This window comes from uncultured Halopseudomonas sp., assembly GCF_963977355.1.
Lineage (GTDB): Bacteria > Pseudomonadota > Gammaproteobacteria > Pseudomonadales > Pseudomonadaceae > Halopseudomonas.
Genome location: NZ_CAXBOV010000021.1, coordinates 13,813 through 36,694, shown reverse-complemented (window position 1 = coordinate 36,694; position 22,882 = coordinate 13,813). Strand labels below are relative to the sequence as shown.

21 protein-coding genes, 1 other RNA gene and 1 riboswitch are annotated in these 22,882 nt (G+C 56.9%); of the genes, 4 read left to right on the top strand and 18 right to left on the bottom strand.

Features of this window, described 5'->3' with window-relative positions:
- Nucleotides 1-91: 91 nt before the first annotated feature.
- On the bottom strand, nucleotides 92-1,015 hold the full coding sequence (locus AAC076_RS12545; protein WP_339846137.1) for a M23 family metallopeptidase: 924 nt from the start codon (nucleotides 1,013-1,015) through the stop codon (nucleotides 92-94).
- Nucleotides 1,016-1,091: 76 nt separating this feature from the next.
- Between AAC076_RS12545 and AAC076_RS12540 the strand changes: the two genes are divergently transcribed.
- Complete coding sequence (locus AAC076_RS12540; RefSeq protein ID WP_339846135.1) at nucleotides 1,092-1,544, top strand: DciA family protein; 453 nt, start codon at nucleotides 1,092-1,094, stop codon at nucleotides 1,542-1,544.
- Between the two features lie 93 nt (nucleotides 1,545-1,637).
- Here the strand turns inward: AAC076_RS12540 and lpxC are convergent, their stop codons facing one another.
- The 17 genes from lpxC to rnpB form a co-directional block, all read right to left on the bottom strand.
- On the bottom strand, nucleotides 1,638-2,549 hold the full coding sequence (gene lpxC, locus AAC076_RS12535; RefSeq protein WP_339846133.1) for a UDP-3-O-acyl-N-acetylglucosamine deacetylase: 912 nt from the start codon (nucleotides 2,547-2,549) through the stop codon (nucleotides 1,638-1,640).
- Between the two features lie 145 nt (nucleotides 2,550-2,694).
- Entirely contained in the window at nucleotides 2,695-3,876 is a 1,182-nt protein-coding gene (gene ftsZ / locus AAC076_RS12530; RefSeq protein WP_339846130.1) for a cell division protein FtsZ, read from the bottom strand.
- Between the two features lie 98 nt (nucleotides 3,877-3,974).
- On the bottom strand, nucleotides 3,975-5,204 hold the full coding sequence (gene ftsA / locus AAC076_RS12525) for a cell division protein FtsA (RefSeq protein ID WP_339846127.1): 1,230 nt from the start codon (nucleotides 5,202-5,204) through the stop codon (nucleotides 3,975-3,977).
- A 9-nt stretch (nucleotides 5,205-5,213) separates the two neighbouring features.
- Nucleotides 5,214-6,080: a cell division protein FtsQ/DivIB gene (locus AAC076_RS12520; protein WP_339846124.1), complete on the bottom strand. Its 867-nt coding sequence runs from the start codon at nucleotides 6,078-6,080 to the stop codon at nucleotides 5,214-5,216.
- 9 nt (nucleotides 6,081-6,089) lie between these two features.
- Entirely contained in the window at nucleotides 6,090-7,007 is a 918-nt protein-coding gene (locus AAC076_RS12515) for a D-alanine--D-alanine ligase (RefSeq protein WP_339846122.1), read from the bottom strand.
- Complete coding sequence (gene murC, locus AAC076_RS12510) at nucleotides 7,004-8,419, bottom strand: UDP-N-acetylmuramate--L-alanine ligase (RefSeq protein WP_339846219.1); 1,416 nt, start codon at nucleotides 8,417-8,419, stop codon at nucleotides 7,004-7,006. The genes AAC076_RS12515 and murC overlap by 4 nt, the downstream gene beginning before the upstream one ends.
- A gap of 34 nt (nucleotides 8,420-8,453) precedes the next feature.
- A complete protein-coding gene (murG, locus tag AAC076_RS12505; protein WP_339846120.1) occupies nucleotides 8,454-9,524 on the bottom strand; it encodes an undecaprenyldiphospho-muramoylpentapeptide beta-N-acetylglucosaminyltransferase in 1,071 nt (356 codons plus the stop codon).
- Nucleotides 9,517-10,692 (bottom strand): putative lipid II flippase FtsW, encoded by a 1,176-nt coding sequence (ftsW, locus tag AAC076_RS12500; protein ID WP_339846117.1) that lies wholly within the window; start codon nucleotides 10,690-10,692, stop codon nucleotides 9,517-9,519. Before ftsW ends, murG begins: the two co-directional genes overlap by 8 nt.
- Nucleotides 10,689-12,038, bottom strand: a complete 1,350-nt coding sequence (gene murD, locus AAC076_RS12495; RefSeq protein WP_339846114.1) for a UDP-N-acetylmuramoyl-L-alanine--D-glutamate ligase — start codon at nucleotides 12,036-12,038, stop codon at nucleotides 10,689-10,691. Before murD ends, ftsW begins: the two co-directional genes overlap by 4 nt.
- Before the next feature lie 10 nt (nucleotides 12,039-12,048).
- A complete protein-coding gene (gene mraY / locus AAC076_RS12490; RefSeq protein WP_339846113.1) occupies nucleotides 12,049-13,131 on the bottom strand; it encodes a phospho-N-acetylmuramoyl-pentapeptide-transferase in 1,083 nt (360 codons plus the stop codon).
- 1 nt (nucleotide 13,132) lies between these two features.
- Nucleotides 13,133-14,527 (bottom strand): UDP-N-acetylmuramoyl-tripeptide--D-alanyl-D-alanine ligase, encoded by a 1,395-nt coding sequence (gene murF, locus AAC076_RS12485; protein ID WP_339846112.1) that lies wholly within the window; start codon nucleotides 14,525-14,527, stop codon nucleotides 13,133-13,135.
- Nucleotides 14,520-15,992: a UDP-N-acetylmuramoyl-L-alanyl-D-glutamate--2,6-diaminopimelate ligase gene (locus AAC076_RS12480; RefSeq protein WP_339846111.1), complete on the bottom strand. Its 1,473-nt coding sequence runs from the start codon at nucleotides 15,990-15,992 to the stop codon at nucleotides 14,520-14,522. The genes murF and AAC076_RS12480 overlap by 8 nt, the downstream gene beginning before the upstream one ends.
- On the bottom strand, nucleotides 15,989-17,722 hold the full coding sequence (locus tag AAC076_RS12475) for a penicillin-binding transpeptidase domain-containing protein (protein ID WP_339846110.1): 1,734 nt from the start codon (nucleotides 17,720-17,722) through the stop codon (nucleotides 15,989-15,991). Before AAC076_RS12475 ends, AAC076_RS12480 begins: the two co-directional genes overlap by 4 nt.
- Nucleotides 17,719-18,012, bottom strand: coding sequence for a cell division protein FtsL (gene ftsL / locus AAC076_RS12470; RefSeq protein WP_339846217.1), 294 nt, complete (start codon nucleotides 18,010-18,012; stop codon nucleotides 17,719-17,721). Before ftsL ends, AAC076_RS12475 begins: the two co-directional genes overlap by 4 nt.
- Nucleotides 18,013-18,032: 20 nt before the next feature.
- Entirely contained in the window at nucleotides 18,033-18,974 is a 942-nt protein-coding gene (rsmH, locus tag AAC076_RS12465) for a 16S rRNA (cytosine(1402)-N(4))-methyltransferase RsmH (protein WP_339846108.1), read from the bottom strand.
- Nucleotides 18,971-19,426: a division/cell wall cluster transcriptional repressor MraZ gene (gene mraZ, locus AAC076_RS12460; RefSeq protein WP_339846106.1), complete on the bottom strand. Its 456-nt coding sequence runs from the start codon at nucleotides 19,424-19,426 to the stop codon at nucleotides 18,971-18,973. Before mraZ ends, rsmH begins: the two co-directional genes overlap by 4 nt.
- A gap of 333 nt (nucleotides 19,427-19,759) precedes the next feature.
- Nucleotides 19,760-20,113: RNase P RNA component class A (gene rnpB, locus AAC076_RS12455), an RNA gene on the bottom strand.
- A gap of 260 nt (nucleotides 20,114-20,373) precedes the next feature.
- Nucleotides 20,374-20,474, top strand: a riboswitch (guanidine-I (ykkC/yxkD leader).
- A gap of 46 nt (nucleotides 20,475-20,520) precedes the next feature.
- Between rnpB and AAC076_RS12450 the strand changes: the two genes are divergently transcribed.
- From AAC076_RS12450 to AAC076_RS12440, 3 genes are read left to right on the top strand one after another with little or no spacing between them, the layout of a single operon-like run.
- The gene (locus AAC076_RS12450; RefSeq protein ID WP_339846105.1) at nucleotides 20,521-21,339 is read left to right on the top strand and encodes an ABC transporter permease subunit; all 819 of its coding nucleotides are present in this window, start codon (nucleotides 20,521-20,523) and stop codon (nucleotides 21,337-21,339) included.
- 1 nt (nucleotide 21,340) lies between these two features.
- Entirely contained in the window at nucleotides 21,341-22,150 is an 810-nt protein-coding gene (locus AAC076_RS12445) for an ABC transporter ATP-binding protein (RefSeq protein WP_339846104.1), read from the top strand.
- Complete coding sequence (locus AAC076_RS12440; RefSeq protein WP_339846102.1) at nucleotides 22,147-22,875, top strand: urea amidolyase associated protein UAAP1; 729 nt, start codon at nucleotides 22,147-22,149, stop codon at nucleotides 22,873-22,875. Before AAC076_RS12445 ends, AAC076_RS12440 begins: the two co-directional genes overlap by 4 nt.
- Nucleotides 22,876-22,882: the final 7 nt, after the last annotated feature.

Sequence of the window (22,882 nt, the reverse complement as noted above, 5' to 3'; positions counted from 1 at the left end):
TACTGACTGGAACCGGGCCAGAACAATAGCGCGCAGCGTAAAAGCAGAAACGTCCGCAGATCTGCGGACGTCGTGAACTCAATTCAGGGGATCACTTGAAAGCGATATAACGCGCCGGGTTGACGGCCATACCGTTGCGGTACACCTCAAAATGCAAGTGGGGCCCAGTGGACCTTCCCGTGGTACCCACGGTGGCGATTTGTTGCCCCTTGCTGACCAGCTCACCCTTCTCGACCTTGAGCTCGTGGGCATGGGCATATCGGGTCTTGTAGCCATCACCGTGGGATATTTCCACCATATTGCCATAGGCGCCTTTTCGGCCGGAGAAGGTCACAACGCCGGCACCCACGGCAAATATGGCAGTGCCACGAGGCGCTGAAAAGTCTGTCCCCGTATGCATCGCTATGCGCCCAGTCATCGGATCACTGCGACGACCAAATGAGGAGGATACATAACCTTCATGCACCGGAAGAAAGTCGATCATTGCATTACTGTCAGCCGAACGATTCATGATCAGCTGCTCGAGCAATCTCATCTGCTGAGTGCGGTTGTCGATTCGATCAGCCAGACGATCGATAACCGACTGCACATCAGATTCCTGATCGACGTTGTTTTTAAGCAACTCCGGCCCACCGAGGCCCGGCTCCGAATTGAAATCGAACTCCCCATCGGATAGCTCAGCCAGTTCGGTCAGACGCTCGCCAAGGGCATCCAGCCTGGTCAGCCGGGTCTGCAGGCGCGCCAACTGCTGCGTCATGTGCGCCAACTGCGCGTGCGAGCCTTCTTCATCTGCCTCACTGCTCGCCAGATCAGCAAGCGTCTGCTCCCAGACAGTGTCGGTATCTACCAGCGCAGCCTGCGACTGGACTGATGAATCACTCAGCAAGGACCAGGTCAACACAACGGCACTAATGGGCATAGCAATCAATGCTACCAATGCAGCCAAAAGGACCGGGAAGCTGAGGCTTATTGCCCTGGCCGCGCCCTGCCGGTCGGTTAGAATAATGATGTTCAATGAAAAATCCCCAAACTACGAGTTCTGCGGTTCTGATACGATGAACGCCGCACAATAACTCTGATCAGCTAATGCCATGTCTTTTCATCCCCTCGACGCACGCCGGCCCGGCGATTTAATTCGAACCAATTCAACCCTGAAGGGTCTATACGCTAGAGCCAGACAAGTAGAGCGTCTGCAAATCGTGCTCGATACGTTGCTGGAGCCTGCGGCGAGGGAACATTGCCATGTTGCATCAATGCGCGAAGGCGTGTTGAGACTGACGGTGTCTGACAGCCACTGGGCTACCAGAATGCGTTATCAGCAGAAACGCCTCGTGCGGCAACTACAAGCATTCAACGAATTCGCAACTTTAACCAAAATCCATTGCAAGGTACAGCCTGTACTGATCAAAAAACCACCAGCATTGAATCCAATGCGCCGATCAGCAGTGGCAGCGGAGGCGTTGAAAGATACCGCAGCCCAGGTAAAAGACCCTAGTTTGAAGGCCGCGCTGGAAAGGCTGGCTCGCCATCACAAAGGAGCGTGAGATCAACCTGCGGGCAAAAAAAATGGCCACCGAAGTGGCCATACGAAACGAAACAGAACGAAACTACACGAAACTACACGAAACGAAACTTCTTCATACTGCCGCAGCGGGTCGCATGAAAGAGATGGGCGCAGTGCCGGCATCTTCGAACGTCACTATCTCCCATGCTTCCTTGTTGGCTAGCAGCGCGCGGAGCAGCTTGTTGTTCAGGCCATGTCCTGACTTGTGTCCGCGAAACTCACCTACCAGGCTCTTGCCCAAGAGGTATAGGTCGCCGATTGCGTCAAGAATCTTGTGCTTGACGAATTCGTCCTCGTACCGCAGGCCGTCTTCGTTCAGTACTCGATACTCATCGACAACAATCGCGTTGTCTACGCTGCCACCCAATGCCAGATTCTGGGAACGAAGATGCTCGATGTCGCGCATGAATCCGAAGGTTCTAGCGCGGCTGACCTCTTTTACAAAGGACGTACTGGAAAAATCAACACAGGCAAACTGACTGCGACCACGAAACACAGGATGGTCAAAGTCGATCCCGAAAGACACCTTGAATCCTTCGAAGGGCAGGAAACTGGCTGTCTTGCCCTCTTCTTCAACCGTAATTTCACGCTTGATGCGGATGAACTGCTTGGCGGCATCCTGTTCCTCAATACCAGCAGACTGGATCAGGAATACAAAGGGACCGGCACTGCCATCCATGATCGGCACCTCTGATGCGCTGAGCTCGACATAGGCGTTATCAATACCCAGGCCGGCCATAGCTGACAGAAGATGCTCGACGGTATCGACCTTGGCGCCGTTGTTGACCAACGTCGTCGACATCGTCGTCTCGCCCACGAACTCGGCCCGGGCCGGAATCTCGACCACAGGGTCGAGATCGGTCCGGACGAACACAATTCCCGTACCAATAGGTGCCGGTTTCAGCGTGAGGTAAACCTTCTCACCCGAATGCAGACCAACACCAGTGGCCCGGATGATGTTCTTCAGTGTGCGTTGTCTGATCATGCTTTTATGCTTCCGCTGTAGTTGCGAAAAAGACGCGAAAATCGCAAATTAATATTCCTCAAGATGGGCGCATGATAGCAAAGTCCATCTTTATTGAACACCAATCAGCCCTATTCGCGCGATTGACTGAAGCTATCAACTCTGATCAATCTGCCTGACGACGCAGAAAAGCCGGAATATCCAGATAATCAAGGTCTTCCGGTTGCTGGCTCAAACGAGCAGCTGCGGCATTGTTGCCTTGCCCACCGGTGTTACGCATGACAGTCGGACGATCCAGATCACGATAGTTGGGCGCGCTGCTTTCCTGTGGCTGACGGGCTGCCGGTGCAGGGACGCTTGTGTTGTCGACGACTTTCACTGGCTTTTCAATCCGTGCACCAAGACCTGTGGCAACCACGGTAACACGCAACTCATCGCGCAGCTCGGGATCGATAACAGTACCGACAACCACTGTGGCAGTCTCGGAAGCGAACTCTTCAACCGTGCTACCCACTTCGGAGAACTCACCGAGGGACAGGTCTGGACCAGCAGTTATGTTGACCAGGATACCCCGGGCACCCATCAGGTTAACGTCTTCCAGCAACGGACTGCGGATCGCCGCTTCTGCAGCCTCACGTGCGCGATTCGGACCGCTGGCGTGACCAGTACCCATCATCGCCATACCCATCTCGCTCATGACAGTCTTAACGTCAGCAAAGTCGACGTTGATCATGCCGGGACGCATGATGAGGTCTGCGATGCCCTGAACGGCGCCAAGCAGTACGTCGTTGGCCTTGCTGAACGCGGCCAGCAAACTGGCGTCTTTACCCAATACAGTCAGCAGCTTCTCGTTGGGGATGGTGATCAGCGAATCCACATGCTCACTCAGCTCGCGGATGCCCTCTTCAGCGATCTGCATGCGCTTGCGGCCTTCAAAAGGAAAAGGCTTGGTAACCACTGCTACTGTGAGAATACCCATTTCGCGGGCGACTTCAGCAACAATAGGTGCAGCACCAGTTCCGGTGCCGCCACCCATACCGGCGGTAATGAAGACCATATCGGCGCCGCGCAGCACTTCCGCGATGCGCTCACGGTCTTCCATCGCCGCTTCACGGCCAATCAGCGGATTGGCGCCTGCGCCGAGCCCTTTGGTCACGTTCGGACCGAGCTGCAGGATGGTGCGCGCGCTGACATTCTTCAGCGCCTGAGCATCGGTATTGGCGCAGATGAACTCAACGCCTTCTACGTTGTTGACGACCATGTGCTGCAGGGCATTACCACCACCGCCACCGACACCAACAACCTTGATTACTGCGTTTTGCGGAACGTTATCAATTAATTCAAACATGGTTCCATCTCCTCGAGTACTTACTCGTTTCGTTTTCGTTTCGTTTCGTTTACTGCAATCCTCGCTTGCGCGAGGCCCTGACCGCTTTTATGCGGCTCTTAAAAATTGCCCTTGAACCACCGCTTGATGCGGATCAACGGCGATTCCTTGCTCGTTTCGGAACTGCTGGAGGCAGCGGCGTTATGCCGGTTGCCGTAATGCAGCAGACCCACGCTGGTGGCATAGATGGGATTGCGCACCACATCTGTAAGCCCCTTGAATTCCTGTGGCACACCCAGGCGTACCGGCATGTGGAAAATTTCTTCGGCTAATTCGACTGCGCCTTCCATCTTCGAGGTACCACCAGTCAGTACGATGCCGGCGGGAATCATGTCCTCGAACCCGGAGCGCCGAAGTTCAGCCTGAATTAGGGTAAACAGTTCGTCATACCGCGGCTCGACCACTTCAGCCAAGGCCTGACGGGACAGGTCGCGCGGGGGGCGCTCACCCACGCTTGGTACCTTGATGGTTTCCTCGGGGCCGGCCAGCTTGGCCAGCGCGCAGGCATAGCGAATCTTGATTTCCTCTGCGTACTGGGTTGGGGTACGCAGCGCCATGGCGATGTCGTTGGTGACCTGGTCGCCAGCAATTGGAATCACAGCCGTATGGCGAATCGCGCCTTCGGTGAAAATGGCGATATCGGTTGTGCCACCGCCTATATCGACCATGCAGACGCCCAGCTCTTTTTCGTCGTCGGTCAACACGGCGTAACTGGATGCCAGCTGTTCGAGAATCACATCTTCAACCTCCAGACCACAGCGGCGGATGCACTTCTCGATGTTCTGTACTGCGTTCAATGCACAGGTCACCAGATGCACCTTGGCTTCCAGGCGCACGCCAGACATGCCCAGTGGCTCGCGCACGCCTTCCTGGTTATCGATCACATATTCCTGGGGCAGAATGTGAAGTACCTTCTGGTCCGCGGGTATCGCCACCGCCTGACCGGCATCAAGTACTCGTTCGATATCCGCCTGTGCGACTTCACGATCACGTATAGCTACGATGCCGTGGGAATTGAGGCTGCGAATGTGATTGCCCGCGATTCCGGCGAACACCGAATGGATCTCGCAGCCGGCCATCAACTCTGCTTCCTCGATCGCGCGCTGAATCGATTGCACGGTGGATTCGATATTGACCACCACCCCTTTTTTAAGGCCGCGAGAGGGGTGCGAACCGATACCCACGATCTCCAGCATGCCGTCCACACCGATCTCACCGACCAGCGCGACCACCTTGGAGGTCCCGATATCAAGTCCGACAATCATTCTGCTACCCTGCTTGCTCGCCATAATATCCCGTCACTCTTTGATTGATTGCTGCACGGCCGGCTCACGCCAGGCCACTGCCATGGCATTGTTGTAACGCAGGTCGACCCGCGCTATCTGTGGTCTGTATTCGGCCAGCATCAACTGATCGATGGTCAGAAAACGCTGAACCTTGTCCACTAGCTCCTCACGTCCCAGCAGCACCTGGATACCGTCCTGTGTGGTCAGGAACCAGCTTCCGCGTTCGCGTAATTCCAGCTTTGCCACACCCTGACCGTAAGGCCTTAACAGCCGATTGAACTGCTGGTAATACTGCATCACACGCTGTTTGGCACGCTGGGGGCCATCCAGCTGCGGCAGCTCCGCAAACTGGCTGATATCCTCCGGAGTGAATGCCTTACCTGCATTATTCAGCAGAGCAGCATCGCCCCAGCGGGCCACTGGTAACTGCTCATCCAGATGGATAATCAACTGGCTGGGCCAAACCCGCGTAACCGCCGCGCTGGCAACCCAAGGCATTTCCGCCAGATCACCACGCATTGCATTCAGGTCAATACCCAGAAAACTCTCGTTCAGGTATGGCTGGATAACAGCCTGCACCGCAACCGGGTCGATGTACTGCAACTCGCCCTGCACACTGATCAATTCAATTGGCTGATCCGCCAACGGCAGAATACGGCTGCCCAATTCATAAAGCCCGACCCCCAGACCTACCAGCAACAGCGGCCAGATCACCTGCTTGATCCGCGTCAGTGCTCCGTCAAACGATGGACGGCTCAGCGACAGTTTCGGCCAACTGCGAGCAGCAACCGGAGCCACGCGTACAGCACCCTGGCCGGGCGCCACACGCCGGGTCCGGGTTTTGCCTGCCCGCGGGTCTCTGACCATCTGCCGCAACATGCTGTTCCCTCAGTAACGGGCACTGGCAAGAATCGCCAGAACCAGCTCGGTAAATGACATGCCCGCTGCAGCCGCAGCCATGGGCACCAGACTGTGATCGGTCATACCGGGCACAGTGTTGACTTCCAGCAGATAGAATTGACCCGCCTCATCCTGCATTACATCTACGCGACCCCAGCCGCGGCAGCCCACGGCATTAAAAGCCTCCAGACACAGCTCGCCCAGCTCTGCTTCGCGTTCCGGCGTCAATCCGCAGGGGCAAATATATTGAGTGTCATTAGTGAGGTACTTGGCTTCGTAGTCATAAAACGTATGCGGCGTGCGCAAGCGAATTGCCGGAAGCGCACGACCGTCGAGAATGGCTACGGTGAACTCGGCGCCGGTAATCCATTTCTCGACCAGGGCGATATCGTCGTATTGACGGGCTGATTGCCACGCCAGTTCCAACCCGTCGACATCTTGTACCTTGGCCATACCAATACTGGAGCCTTCATGAATCGGCTTGACGATTAACGGCGTGCCCAGGCTCGCGACTATCTCGCCGCAATCAGCCTGATCCCGCAGGACGGCGTAGGCAGGCGTGGTGAGCTCCAGGCTCTGCCAAATCAGCTTGGTGCGCAGTTTATCCATGCCCAATGCAGAGGCCATTACACCGCTACCGGTGTAGGGCAACTGCAAGCTTTCAAGCAGACCCTGTAGGCTACCGTCTTCGCCGCCTCGGCCGTGCAGAGCGATAAACACCCGATCCGGGCGATCATTAATCAACTGGTTGGCGAGATCATGGCCCGCGTCAATCCCATAGGCATCCACGCCAGCAGCCTGCAGCGCTTCGAGCACCGCTGCCCCGGATTTGAGCGATACTGCACGCTCGGCTGAGCGGCCTCCGAAGAGCACAGCTACGCGTCCGAAATCTTTGACGTTACTCATGCCGGATCCCCTGCGCCATCGGCTGCAAGCCGCTGCAAACCGTCCACAAGCTGCGCCGCCAGACCACCGATATCACCTGCACCCTGGGTCAGCAGAATATCGCCTGGTTTGAGTACAGCCTCGACCAGCGGAAATACATCCGCGTCACGCTCGACATAAATGGGGTCCAGATGGCCACGCTGGCGAATGCTGCGGCATAAGTTGCGGCTATCAGCGCCAGGGATCGCCTCTTCACCAGCCGGGTAGACTTCCATTAACAACAGCACATTGTTTTCGCCCAGCACCTGTACAAAGTCCTCATACAAGTCACGGGTACGGGTGAAGCGGTGCGGCTGATAGATCATTACCAGGCGACGTTCCGGCCAGCCGGCCCGCACAGCCTTGATGACGGCAGCCACCTCGCGGGGGTGATGCCCGTAGTCATCAACCACCATGACTTCCCCGCCTGCGAACGCATATTCGCCATACACCTGAAAGCGACGTCCAACACCCTCAAAACCGCTCAACCCCTGGACAATAGCTGCATCATTGATGCCCTCATCCGTAGCTACTGCGATAGTCGCCAACGAGTTCAGGACGTTATGTACGCCGGGCATGTTGACCGACACGTCCAGGTTTTCATGACCATGGCGCACGACGGTGAAGTGGGTCTGCATACCATGCTGATGAATATCGATCGCGCGGATATCGGCGTCTTCCGAAAGCCCGTAGGTAACAACCTGTCGGTTGATCTGGGACATGATCTCGCGTACCACCGGATCATCGACACAGACGACAGCCAGACCGTAAAACGGCAGGTTGTGCAGGAACTCCACAAAGGTACGCTTGAGCTTGTTGAAGTCGCCACCATAGGTGTCCATATGGTCCGAATCGATATTGGTCACGATCGATGTCATCGGCTGCAGATGCAGGAAAGAAGCATCACTTTCATCCGCTTCGGCAACCAGATAACGACTTTGGCCTAACTGGGCGTTAGTGCCAGCGCTTGTCAGGCGACCACCGATGACGAAGGTCGGGCTCAGACCAGCCGCAGCAAGGACCGAGGCTATAAGGCTTGTGGTAGTGGTCTTCCCGTGGGTACCGGCAACAGCTATGCCGTGGCGATAGCGCATCAGCTCAGCCAGCATCTCGGCGCGAGGCACGACGGGAATTCGGCGCTCTATCGCCGCTGCAACTTCCGGGTTACTGGTATTGATAGCGCTGGATACAACCAATACGTCGGCTTTCTGCACGTTCTCCGGACGATGGCCTATATCCACGCGGGCACCAAAACTTTCCAGGCGATCAGTTACCGCCGAGCGCTTCAGATCGGAGCCGGATACCTCGTAGCCCAGATTGAGAAGTACTTCTGCAATACCGCACATCCCAGCGCCGCCGATGCCGACAAAATGGATACAACGAATCCGGCGCATTTCCGGTAGGAAGAACGTTGCCTTCTGGCGTGGTTCAGCCATGGATCACCTCCTGGCAGGTGCGGACAACATCCGCTGTAGCATTGGGTGTGGCCTGGCGGCGGGCGTTATCGGCCATCGCTTGAAGAGTCTCCGGCTGGGTGAAAAGTGAATTGAGTTGTTCCGCCAGCGATTCGCTGCTCAAACTGTGTTGTGGCAGCAGCAAAGCAGCCTGCTGGCTTACCAGGAAACCGGCGTTTGCACTCTGGTGATCATCAATGGCGTGGGGCAGCGGGATCAGTAATGCTGGTCGACCGGCTGCGGCGAGTTCGCTTATGGTCAAGGCGCCAGCGCGGCAAACCACCAGATCAGCCCATTCATAGGCCGCGGCCATGTCAGCGATGAATGGCTCGACACGCGCCTGCACTCCGGCATCGGCATAGCCCTGCGTTGTGGCTTCCAGGTGCTGACGCCCACACTGGTGCCAGACCTCAGGTCGGATTGGCGCGCCCAGCATGGAGACAGCCGGCGGCAGCAGTTTGTTCAACGGCAAGGCTCCGAGGCTGCCTCCGAGCACCAGCAAGCGTGGCTGTCGCTCGCCCTGCCAGCTCATGGGCGCCACTTGAAAGATCTCTTCGCGGACCGGATTACCGGTCGTCAGGCGCTTCGGCGTATCGACGAAACTACCGGGAAAGCCTTCGCAATGTCGTTTGGCCAAACGGCTAAGCAGACGATTGGATGTGCCCACTACCGCATTCTGCTCATGGATAATCAGCGGGATGCGTTTGCACCAGGCTGCCAGGCCACCTGGTCCGGTTACATACCCACCCGCGCCAAGAACGCAAACCGGCTCGAGTACCGCCAATAGTCGCAACGACTGGAACAGAGCCCGAAGCAATTGGAACGGTGCCTTGAGCAAACCCAGTTTTCCCTTGCCACGCAAACCCTGGACATCGATGTAATGAATCGGAATTCCGGCCGCCGGTATCAGCTCCGCCTCGATCCCGCGGCGTGTCCCCAACCAGTGCACTTCATAGCCCTGTTCTGCAAAAAGCCTTGCACAGGCCAATGCCGGGAAAACATGCCCACCGGTGCCTCCGGCCATAATCAGCACGCGATCACTCATCGGCCACCTCCCGTAGCGCCTGACGGCGCTCCCAGTCGATCCGAAGCAGTATGCCCAGGCTGATACAGCAGACCACGAGCGAGCTGCCACCATAACTGAGGAACGGCAACGTCAAACCCTTGGTAGGCAACAAGCCCACATTTACACCGACGTTAATCAATATCTGACCGATCCACATGATTGCCAGACCGTAGGCCAGGTAAGCGGAAAACAGGCGACCCGCACGCTCGGCCCACAAGCCGATATACAGACTGCGTATCGCGAGGAAAATCAGCAGACCAAAGGCAGACAGAGCGCCGACCAGCCCTAGCTCTTCAGCCAACACCGCAAAAACGAAATCGGTATGGGCCTCTGGCAGATAAAACTGCTTTTGAATACTGTTACCCAGCCCGATCCCCAACCACTCGCCTCGCCCAAAGGCGATCAGAGCTTGGGTAAGCTGGTAACCGGTGCCGAACGGATCTTCCCAAGGATCTAGGAAGCCAGTCAGGCGCTGGAGCCGGTAGGGCTCGATCACGATCAGCAGGCCACCGAGAATTGCAATCGAACCGAACAGAAGAACGAAACGGAACAGGCCTACGCCGCCCAGAAACAGCATGCCCACAGCTGCGCCCATCAAAACCACTGTCGCACCAAAGTCTGGCTCAGCGATCAATAGCAGAGCCATTGGAAACAGCACCATGAACGGCTTGATAAAACCAAACCAGCCCTCCTTGACCTCTTCCTGGCGATGCACCAGATAGCCGGCAAGAAACACCACAGCAAAAAGCTTGGCCAGCTCCGAAGGCTGAATATTGATAGGACCCACAGCAATCCAACGCCAGCTGCCGTTTACCTCGCGACCGATACCAGGAATCAATACCGCCACGAGCAGAGCGATACCAATGAACAGCAAAGGAAACCGGAACTGCTCCCACAGACGAATCGGAACCGAGATAACGAATACCAGTGCAGCAAATCCGATCGTCACATAGACCAACTGACGGATCATGTAGAACAGGGGATTGCCCAACTGTCCGGCAGCAACCTCCATCGAAGCGGAAGAAACCATCACCAGCCCGAGCCCAAGCAGGCATAGCGCTGAAACCAGCAACGGCATATCCATATCGAACCGACGCGGCCCGAACAGCGGCGCGACTGACTGCTTGAGGGTAGAGATACCGATCATTGCGGCAACCTCCCTACAGCCTCGGCAAATAGCCGACCACGCTCTTCAAAGTTGCGGAACATATCCAGGCTGGCACATGCAGGCGAGAGTAAAACCATATCGCCGGCCTGCGCAGTCCCTGCCGCGGTTTCAACGGCCTGTTCGAGAGTGTCAACGCTAATCAATTGGGCGCAACCGTCGAGGGTTTCTGCCAGAAGGTGTGCATCCCTCCCTAACAGAACCACGGCCCGGCAATGCTGGCGGACAGCTTCGCGTAACGGTGCAAAATCGGCGCCCTTACCATCCCCTCCGGCAATAAGCACCAGCTTGCCACTGCAATCTGCGGCAAAACCCTTGATCGCAGCCAGAGCAGCACCAACGTTGGTCGCCTTGGAATCATCGTAATAATCCACCCCGGACAGCCCTGCGACCCACTGGCACCGATGCGGCAGACCGGTGAACTCTTGCAGCGTCTGCAGCATGGAGTCCATGGGCAACCCAACCGCGTGCCCGAGTGCCAATGCAGCCAGGGCGTTGGAATGGTTGTGCGCGCCGCGCATCCTCAGCTCGGAGATTGCAATCAACGGCTTGAATTCAAATGTCAGGAACTGCTCGCCATCCTCCTTGGTCAATCCGAAACCCTTGAAGTCAGGGCGCGACAAGCCAAAGGTCCAACAAGGCAATTGCTCGTTGAGCAATGGACGCGACAGACTGTCATCGCGGTTGACCACTATTTGACGGGTACCGCGGAATATCCTGTGCTTGGCCTGATGATAAGCGACCATACCGGGATACCGGTCCATATGGTCGGCGCTCATATTCAGTACTGTGGCGACTTCGGCATTCAGGTCGTCGGTTGTTTCCAACTGGAAGCTGGAAAGCTCCAGTACATACAGCTCAGCCTTTTCGTCAAGCAGGTCCAGTGCCGGTGTACCCAAATTGCCACCCACGGCAACCCGCTTGCCGGCGGCTGCGGCCATCTCGCCAACCAGGGTAGTTACCGTACTCTTGGCATTGGAACCAGTGATGGCGATGATCGGCGCCTTTGCCTCGCGTGCAAACAACTCCACATCGCCAATCAGACTCACACCCGCCTGGCGAGCAGTTTGTAAAGCAGACTCGGACAATGCGATGCCGGGGCTCACAATCAGCTCCGAGGCTTTGCTCAGAAGTACCGGATCGAGCTCACCTAAATGCAGATCAGCCATGGGCGCAAAGCGCTTGAGCTGATCCAGCCCCGGTGGGTTCTCGCGCGTGTCTGCCACGGCAAAAGCCAGCCCTCGGCCAGCCAAATAGCGCGCAACCGAAAGCCCGGTCTTGCCAAGGCCGACGATAATCCGCTGTTTGTCCGTGGTAATCAGTGACACAACTTTTTCCTCAACGAAGTTTCAATGTGGATAGACCAATCAACACCAGAACAACGGTGATGATCCAGAAACGCACGATCACACGCGGCTCAGGCCAACCTTTGAGTTCAAAATGGTGGTGGATCGGCGCCATGCGAAATACGCGACGTCCGGTCAACTTGAACGAAGCCACCTGGACGATGACCGACAGGGTCTCAACCACAAAAATGCCGCCCATGATGAACAGCACGATTTCCTGCCGGACGATGACCGCAATCACTCCTAACGCAGCACCCAGCGCCAGTGCCCCCACATCACCCATAAACACCTGGGCTGGATAGGTGTTGAACCAGAGAAAACCCAGCCCCGCACCAACCAGGGCGCCGCAGAACACGATCAACTCGCCTGCACCCGGCACATAAGGGATCAACAGATACTCGGCAAAACGCACGTTGCCCGAAAGATAGGCAAAGATACCCAGCGCGCCGCCGACCATGACTGTAGGCAGGATCGCCAGTCCATCCAGACCATCGGTCAGGTTGACTGCATTACTCGAACCGACAATCACGAAATAGGTCAATACAACGAAGAAAATTCCAAGCTGAAACTCAGCCTGTTTGAAAAACGGCAGAATCAGGGTTGTCTCTACCGGGTTAGTCGCGGTCATGAACAATACGATTGCCGCGGTCAAACCAAACACCGACTGCCAGAAGTATTTCCAGCGCGACGGCAGGCCCTTGGAATTCTTTTCCACTACCTTGCGATAATCATCCACCCAGCCAACCGCACCGAACGACAGGGTCACGCCCAGCACAACCCAGACATACAGATTGCTCAGATCGGCCCAGAGCAGAGTACTGATACCTATGGCAACCAGGATCAGCGCACCACCCATGGTTGGCGTGCCTGCCTTTGATAGATGTGATTGGGGCCCGTCGTTACGCACTGACTGGCCAATCTGACGAAAACTGAGGGTCCGGATCATCCACGGACCCAGGAACAGGGCCAGACCCAGGGCAGTAAGAACGCCCAGAATGCCGCGCAGCGTCAGGTATTGAAACACCGCAAAACCGGTGTAGAACTGCTGCAGATATTGAGTCAGAAGCAACAACATATCAGTTGGCCTTGTCGTTATTGTTATTGGTGCTGCCAGCCTCACGGGCAGTCGTCAGGGCCGCGACGACGCTCTCCATGGCAGCACTGCGTGAACCCTTCACCAGCACTCGGGTATTGGCATCAAGTTGCACTGCCAACGCCGCTATGAGCTCTTCCCGGCTCCCGAACAGATGACCTCCAGCGCCGAATTCTTCGGTCGCCAGGGCAGACAGCGAACCGACTGCAAACAAGCCCTCCAGACCTTTTTCACGGGCATAGATGCCTACTTCGCGATGACTCTGCTGCTCCCACTCGCCCAGTTCGCCCATGTCACCGAGAACCAGAATGCGCTGGCCATCCAGACCAGCAAGAATGTCGATCGCCGCCTTTACCGAGGCAGGATTGGCGTTGTAACTGTCATCGATAACCAGGGCGCCGTTAAGCCCAGAGAGCGGACAGGCGCGGCCTGCAACTGGCATCACCTTGCCCAGTCCACGACGAATCACTTCAAGTTCGGTATCCAGATGCAAGGCAGCGCCTGCAGCGGCAAGGGCATTGGCGATGTTATGAGCGCCCATCAGATTCAACTGAACGGTAATAGAGCCCTTCGGCGTGGCCAGCAGAAAGCCGGGGCATCCACGCGCATCCATCTCCACCGACTCCGCGCGTAGCTGAGCTGTTGGATTGGTCAGGCTAAAAGCAAGGGAGGTACGACGACCCAGTGACTGATACCAGTCTTCGAACCAGGGGCTATCAAGATTGATCACTGCCTTGCCGTCTGCAGGAAGCCCGGTGAGTATTTCGCCCTTGGCCAGGGCAATCTTCTCGGGGCTTCCGAATCGACCTACGTGGGCCATCCCGGCATTGGTCAATACGCTGATCTGCGGCTTGGCCAGGTTCATGCTGTACTCGATATCACCCTGCACCGCAGCACCCATCTCGATGACTGCGAATTTATGTGTAGAGTCCAGCGCAAGTAGCGTCAACGGAACACCCAGTTCGTTGTTCAGATTACCGCGCGTTGCCAGCACAGGACCGCGCTCGCGCAGAATGGCCGCAAGCATTTCCTTCACGCTGGTTTTTCCGCTAGAGCCGGTGATAGCCACCATCGGAGCAGAAAAGGCACTGCGCGCAAGTGCGGCAAGCTGCCCAAGGGCGTAACGACAGTCATGGACCAGCAACTGCGGCAACGGATCGTCCACGGTGTAAGCAACCATCGCTGCGGCAGCGCCGTTCTCACGTGCCTGGGCGATAAAGTCATGACCGTCAACGTGATCCCCGGCCAGCGCGACGAACAATCCGCCAGACACCAGAGTGCGCGCATCAATACTGACGCTATCAAAGGTCGCGTCCTGGCTGACCAGGCTACCGCCGAGGGTTTTGAGTAACTGGGACAAGCGCATGGCTTCAAGCATGGGCGGCCTCCCATTCCTTAAGGGCTTTGGCAGCCTGTTCGACATCGCTGAAAGGGTGACGCACGCCGTCAATCTCCTGATAGGTTTCATGGCCTTTTCCCGCCAGGAGAATCAAATCTCCGGCGTGGGCTTCCAGAATGCTGGTGCGAATGGCGACGCCCCGATTGGCCATCACGACAGCTGACTCGGGGCTCTGCATACCCGCCAGTATTTGCTGAATGATGCCCTGCGATGATTCGCTGCGCGGGTTGTCGTCGGTGACCACCACATGATCAGCGTGACGCTCGGCAACCTGACCCATCAAAGGCCGCTTACCGGTATCACGATCGCCGCCGCAGCCAAACACACAGGTCAACCTGCCCTCGGCATGGGCACGTACTGCGGCCAGAGCCTTTTCCAGTGCGTCCGGTGTGTGGGCATAGTCAACAACAATGAGGGGCCGATCGCCGCCGCCCAGGCGTTGCATGCGGCCGGCCGGCGGGTTCAGATCAGCTGCGAGGGCAATCGCGCGATCAAGTCGCACCTCGAGGGCGAGCAAGGTTGCGATCACCGCAAGCGTATTGGCCAGGTTGAACTCACCTAATAGAGGACTCTCCAGCGTCGCACGACGCCGCGCAGTATGCAGCGCAGCACGTATTCCCTGACTGGTATATTGAATATCGCTGCAGTAGAGGTCTGCATCAGTATTAGTCAGGCTGTAGGTAAAGCAGCGCGACGGGCTGTTCTCGATCAGCTCCAGCCCGAAGGCATCATCCAGATTGATGATGGCGGCCTGTAACGGACGGTCAAATAACTTGGCCTTCGCTGCGCCGTAACTGGCCATGTCGCCGTGGTAATCCAGATGATCACGACTGAGATTGGTAAATACGGCCAGGTCAAATTCCAGCTCCGCGACACGGCCCTGATCCAGCGCATGGGAAGACACCTCCATGCAAACCCAGCCAGCACCCTGGTCACGCATTTCCGCTAGCTGACGCTGCACGCTGATGGCATCGGGGGTAGTCATGCCGTGATCGACGAGTTGATCCAGCAGGCCACTACCCAGGGTACCTATGACGCCACAGGGCTTGCCCAGCGCACCCAAAGCCTGAGCCAGCATCTGGCTGACGCTGGTCTTGCCGTTGGTTCCGGTTATTCCGACTAGTCCCATATCCCGACTAGGTTCCTGATAAAAGCGACCCGCAATCGCCGAAACCTGACCAGACAACCCGCTCACCGGCACCATCACTGTGTGACCGTCGCCATTCTCCAGACCAGCCGGCTCGAAACCATCGGCACTTTCATAGGCAACGGCGCCAGCACCGGCCTGTATAGCCTGCTCAATATGATTACGACCATCCTGGCGAAAACCTGGCACAGCAATAAAAAGGCTGCCCGGCTTGACTTGCCGACTGTCCAGCGTCAGGTGCTGGATGGTGCAAGAATCGCCCTGCCAATCAGGGATTAACTGCTGGAGACTCATCATCCGCGCGATCCCTCCTGAGGCTGGAGGGGCGGCAACTCAACCTGCTGCAGCGCCGGCAGATCATCGGGCGTCACATTCAGCAGACGCAGCGCGCCGGACATGATTTCACCGAATACAGGTGCAGCCACCAGGCCACCGTAGTATTCGCCCTTGCTTGGCTCATCAATGACTACCACCGCTGCGAAGCGTGGATTGCTGATAGGGGCTATACCGGCGAAGACCGAACGATAACGGTCTTCGGCATAGCCACCATTAATAGCCTTATGCACCGTGCCGGTTTTTCCGCCCACCTGGTAACCGGGAACGCGGGCACGTGAACCTGTTCCGCCCTCGCTATCAACTACGCCGCGTAACATCGTCAGCATTTGTTTGCTTATATGCTCCGGGATGACCTGAGTACCTTCCGAAGGCTCGCTCACTTTGAGCAGGGAAAGGGGCAAACGGCGGCCACCGTTCGCCAAAGCAGCATATGCCTGGACGAGTTGCGTGGCAGTTACCGAGATCCCGTAGCCATAAGACAAGGTCGCGGTCTCAACCAGAGGCCACTTGCGATGACTCGGCAAGCTACCCGTGCTTTCACCTGGAAAGCCCAAGCCGGTGTACTCACCCAGGCCAAGCTGTTGCAGCAGGTTGTGAATATTTTCTGCACCGATATCCAGTGCCAGCTTCACCGATCCAACGTTGCTCGACTTCATGATCACGCCCGACAAGTCGAGCATGCCGTAGTTCCGGTGATCCCTGACGGTCATTGTTGACACGCGCATGGTGCCGGGCCGCGTATCCATGACCGTGGTGGGCTGGTAACGACCGCTCATCAGGGCAGCTGTGACGGTAAATGTCTTGATAGGCGAACCGGGCTCAAATACATCGATTAGCGCTCGGTTGCGCATCATGTCGGGCTTGAGGTTGGCTCGGTTGTTGGGGTTGTAGCTCGGATGATTGGCCATGGCAAGAATCTCGCCGGTACGAATATCGACCAGTACCGCCGAGCCCGCTTTGGCGCCAAAATTCTTCAGTGCCTCACGAAGCTCGCGGTGGGCAATGTATTGCAGGCGCAGATCGATCGACATGGCCAGGTCGTTGCCTGGTCGGGCGTTGCTGACCACCTGTACATCCTTGATCAACCGCCCGCGCCGATCCTGCAGTACCTGGCGCTTGCCCGGCACACCTTGCAACCAGTCGTTGTAGGTAAGCTCGAGCCCTTCCTGACCTGCTTCATCGACGTTGGTAAAACCAACCAGATGCGCAGCCACTTCGCCCGTCGGGTAGAAACGGCGATATTCTTCGATACTGTTAACGCCCGGTATCTTCAGCGCAGTTACCGTCGCACCGTCCTGGGGCGTCATGTGCCGACGCAGGTAAATGAATTCCTTACCAGCGTTGGCTCGCAAGCGCTCCGCGAAGGTCTTCGGATCTGTACCCAGCGCTTTGGCCAGTTCGTTCCACCGTGGCTCATGATTAATCAGAATACTGGGATTGGCCCACAGGGTCAGAACCGGCGTACTGACGGCCAGCGGCTCGCCATGGCGATCGGTAACCAGTCCGCGGTGAGCCGGTATAACGGTATGACGCATGCTGCGTTTGTCGCCCTGGTTTTTCAGGAAGCCGCCGTCCATCACTTGCAACTCGACAATCCGCCAGCTGATCAATGCACTGCATATGGCGAGCACACCAATGACTACGCGGAAACGCCATGGGTGCAAGCTACCGTTTGGCTTCAACGAGATCATGGCTTCACCAATATCACTTCGCTGGCTTCCGGCACGCGCATTTTCAGCTCGTTGGTTGCCAGTGCTTCTACCCGGCTGTGCGCAGTCCAGGTACTTTGCTCAAGAATCAGCCGTCCCCACTCAGCCTGTGCGCCCTCACGCTGGTCCATTTCGGCAGCCAGCTCATTCAGCAGAACTCGACTCCAGTGCGAGCTATATGACACCGCGAGCGCACTCACCACCACCAGAACCCAGACAATAAACAACCAACCGCTGCTACGCGGCAGACCTTTCTGCTCCTGGTTGTCCAGCGGGAGTTCAGCCTGGTTGCTCACGGGCGTTTCTCGGCGATGCGCAGTACCGCACTGCGGGCACGGGGATTGATTGCCGTTTCTGCAGCGGAAGGCATGATTGCCTTACCCACCAGATTGATGCTGACGTCGATATCCGCAGCGCGTATCGGCAAATCACGTGGCAACGGCGCGCCCTTGGCCTCACGGCGCATGAATTGCTTGACCAGGCGATCTTCCAGCGAGTGGAAGCTGATCACTACCAGTCGCCCGCCAGGTGCCAGAACGTCGAGCGCGGCCTTTAGGCCATCAGCCAGGTCGTCCAGCTCGCGGTTGATAAAAATGCGGATACCCTGAAAAGCCCGGGTTGCCGGATGCTTGTGCTTTTCCCAGGCCGGGTTGGCGACTTTAACCACTTCAGCCAGATCAGCAGTGCGCGCAAAAGGCAGCTCGACCCGACGATTGGCGATGGCGCGGGCGATGCGTTTGGCATAACGCTCTTCGCCATACTCCTTGAGTACCGCCGCTATATCTTCCTCGGCAGCGCTGTTGATCCACTCTGCAGCGCTCTGGCCGCTGGTCGGATCCATACGCATATCCAACGGGCCGTCATGCATGAAACTGAAGCCGCGCTCTGCATCATCCAGCTGCGGGGAAGACACACCCAGATCCAGCAGGACACCATCAACCTGACCGTGCATGCCACGCTGACGCAGTTCTTCTGCCATATCGGCAAAAGACCTTTGTATAACGACAAAGCGGCCGTCTTCGGCCGCCAGTTCCGCACCGACCCGGATAGCCGCCGGGTCCTTGTCAAACCCAAGCAACCGGCCCTTGGCGGAAAGCCTGGCCAGGAGCGCGCGGCTGTGTCCCCCGCGTCCAAAGGTGCCATCTATATATAGGCCGTCAGGCTTTACGGCGAGACCTTCTATGGCCTCATCCAAAAGCACGCTGGTGTGAGAAAAAGTATTTGGCGCGTTCATAGGCTCAAAGTCTGCAATACGTCCGGCAGCTCGCCCAGACTCTGTTCCTGATCCAGGTAGCCCGCTGTAGTGGCCTCCCAGGCGTCTTCACTCCACAATTCGAACTTGTCCAATTGCCCAACCAACATGACCTTTTTGTCGAGCCCGGCATGCTCACGCAACAATGGCGGCACAACAAAGCGGCCATTGCTATCAAGTTCGATCTCGTTGGCATTACCGATCAGCAGACGATTGAGGCGCTTGACTGCTGGATTCAGGTTAGGTGCCTTGCGCAGCTGGGCTTCTACCGCTTCCCAGGCGGGCATGGGATAAATCCACAGACAACGTTCTTCCAGAGCAATAGTCGCTACCAACTGGCCAGCACAGAGGTCCACGAGACGGTCGCGATAACGCGCCGGCATCGCAAGCCGCCCCTTGGCGTCCAGATTGATAGCATTTGCTCCACGAAACACGCTGCTGACTCCCCTTTCCGAGTTGGCCTGTAAAGTGACGGGATTTACCAAAACAACCCACTTTCACCCACTTCACACCACTTCGGCACACTATAGGAACCGCACGCACACACCGTCAAGTAAGGACTTCACGGAAAAACCTTTATATGGCAGGGAGTTAGTTCGAAAAATAGGGGCAAACCGGAGAAAATGCTTCAACTGGCAGACCTCAACATGAGGTATCCCAAGAGGATGGCTGTATTACTTAATGTAATACATTAGGTTTAAGATTTTTTTGGTATAACACGGAGGGTTTTCACTGCGCGTCGCTCGATTGGAGACGACGATAGAAAAAATAAGAGTTGGCCTGTAAGCCGGGTTCTGTCGTGAACAGTCATTCCTCTACGACAGCCATCACTGACTGCCTCTAGCAACCTACCCGAACCCAGTGCGGGCCACACCGATGGGTTCCTATTTGGTCTTGCTCCGAGTGGGGTTTACCATGCCACGAACTGTTGCCAGTCGCGCGGTGCGCTCTTACCGCACCCTTTCACCCTTACCTGATCCCCTTTCGGGGCCATCGGCGGTCTACTCTCTGCTGCACTTTCCGTAGGCTCACGCCCCCCAGGCATTACCTGGCACTCCGCCCTATGGAGCCCGGACTTTCCTCCCTATCGCAAGCGATACGGCGACTGTCCAGCCAACTCTTGTGGTGGAGATTATCGTTGTTCGCCGGACACGGCAAGCTTTGACTGAATGCGCACCCTGGTGGAGCATAAAGCGCCCCAAATAAGAGCATAATTGCGATTCATTTTTCACTCATCACTTGCCCCATTGCGGTGCAGCCCCCGCAAAACCGTGTAATAGACAAACTGGCACACCACCTGCATTAGCTACTACAGCATACGAGACTCGGGTGTTTCGAACCCTTGATGCGTTGCCGGGCACATGCCTGATACAACTTTGCACCAATAGACAACTAGGGTTCCGGTCTGCGCCGCAGACGCCTGGTCCGAGAGTTGTCGACCTCCGGCAGGGGGTTACACGGCGGGACAAAAGCCCGGGAGAACCTCAGACATCTGAGTTCTCGTTACCTGTAACCCATGGAGCTGCCCATGTCCCGACTAATGAATCGCACCCCCGGCAAGGTTTCAAAGCTGGGGCTGATTTTGCTCCCCTTCGCACTGCTGCTGGTGCTTTACCTATACAGCTCACAGGCACGTCTGGCCGAAAACCCCAACGACAAGCTCCTGCCCAGCTTCACGCAAATGGCCGACGCAGTAGATCGTATGGCCTTCACGCCTGACCGCCGCAGTGGAGAATATCTCTGGTGGGTAGACTCGGCGTCCAGTCTCAAGCGTCTGGGCACCGGATTGGGCATTGCTGCCGCGGCCAGTTTGGGGCTGGGCCTGATGATGCTGATCCCGATGGTGCGCGCTCCGCTTTCCCCGCTTGTGACAGTGATCTCGATGATTCCGCCACTGTCGATACTGCCCATCCTGTTTATTGTGATGGGCCTGGGGGAGCTGTCGAAAGTAATGCTGATCGTGATTGGTATTACACCGGTGCTGATTCGAGATATGCAACAGCGGGTCAGCGAGATCCCCGCTGAACTTCTCATAAAGGCTCAGACGCTGGGCGCTAGCACCTGGCAAGTACTGATTCGGGTAGTACTGCCCCAGTTGTTGCCGCGACTACTTCAAGGTTTATGCCTGGCACTCGGGCCTGCGTGGTTGTTCCTGATTGCCGCCGAGGCCATAGCATCGACGGATGGATTGGGCTATCGCATCTTTCTGGTACGACGCTATCTGGCCATGGACGTCATCCTTCCCTATGTCGCCTGGATCACATTACTGGCTTTCGTCATGGATCGTTCACTCAAGGGGCTTTGCCGGGTGATGTTCCCCTGGTTCGAGCCCAAGGGAGGCAACTGACATGAACGCTATTTCCATTCAACATATATGGCAGCAATACGGCGACAGCATTGTGCTGGAAAACCTGAATCTGGAAGTTGCCAGCGGCGAATTCATCACCATGGTGGGCGCCTCGGGCTGCGGCAAATCCACTTTTCTTCGACTGCTTCTGGGTCAGGAAGAACCAAGCAGGGGTAAAATTCTGCTGGACGGTCAACCGCTTGTGGCCGAGCCTGGTCCAGAGCGCGGAGTGGTGTTCCAACGCTATTCGGTATTCCCGCACCTGACCGTGCTGGGCAACGTCATGCTCGGCCTGGAGCTTCAGGCAGCGCCCCTGATAGGCAGACTGCTTGGCAGAGCAAGGCGCGAAGCTCGCGAAAAAAGTATTGAAATGCTTAAAGCGGTAGGCCTGGGTGATGCGATCAACAAATATCCCCACGCCCTGTCCGGCGGTATGCAGCAGCGCCTGGCCATTGCCCAGGCACTGGTAAAAGCGCCGCGCATTCTTCTGCTGGACGAGCCATTCGGCGCACTCGACCCTGGCACGCGCAAGGACATGCACGAACTGCTGTTATCACTTTGGCGTAAAACCGGCCTGACCGTATTCATGGTCACCCATGATCTGACCGAGGGCTTTACCCTGGGTACCCGTCTACTGGTATTTGACAAGGTACGCACCGACCCCCAGGCCCCGGGCGCCTATGGCGCGCGCATCACCTACGACATCCCCCTCAACACCGATCGACTGGCAGCGCGCAAGATGCTGGACGCACTGCCCGACCATGTTGCTCAGAAAGAGCTTCCATCCGATCAGCAAGGAGTCACCCAATGAGCCTTCCAGCGCCTATGCGCCCTACTCTTTATAGCGAGACCCTGCCAGGCGGCGGACATACCTCCTTTATTCTCAAGCGCGGTCAGTTAGTGCGCATCACGGACCTTGAAGGTGGTGCCAATGTCAGCCTGATGCTCTTCAACGCCCATGAGAAAAGCGAGCGCCTGAACCTGCCAGACAGCCTCAAGTGCCAACATACAGCCAAGCTCACTGCAGGCCACTGTCTGTACTCCGACATGGGCCGGGTTCTGGCCGCCATCGTCACTGACACCTGCGGCTGGAGCGACAGCTTCGGGGGCGTGCTTAACGCTGAGGAGGTTCAGGAAAAATACGGTACGGGCAGCTATCAGGAATTGCGTAACGGCTTCTTCCGCAACGGCATGGACAATCTGCTGGTTGAGATGGGCAAATGGAATCTCGGACTGGCGGATTTGCTGATGACGCTGAACCTGTTCAGCAAGGTGGCCGTGGATGACCAGGACCGCTTCGTTTTTCATTCAGGGAACTCTGTTGCGGGAGATCATATTGAGCTCTACGCGCCAATGGACACACTTGTGGTACTGACCGCGCTGCAACATCCGCTGGATCCCGCTCCAGCCTATGCGCCCAAGCCGGTCCAGTTGGATTGGCACCAGGTAGCCGACGATGGCATCACCGTCCTGTGCCGCAAAACCCGCGCAGAGAACGTTCGCGGACTGCACAACACCGATCGCATCCACCTCTGAGGGGCTA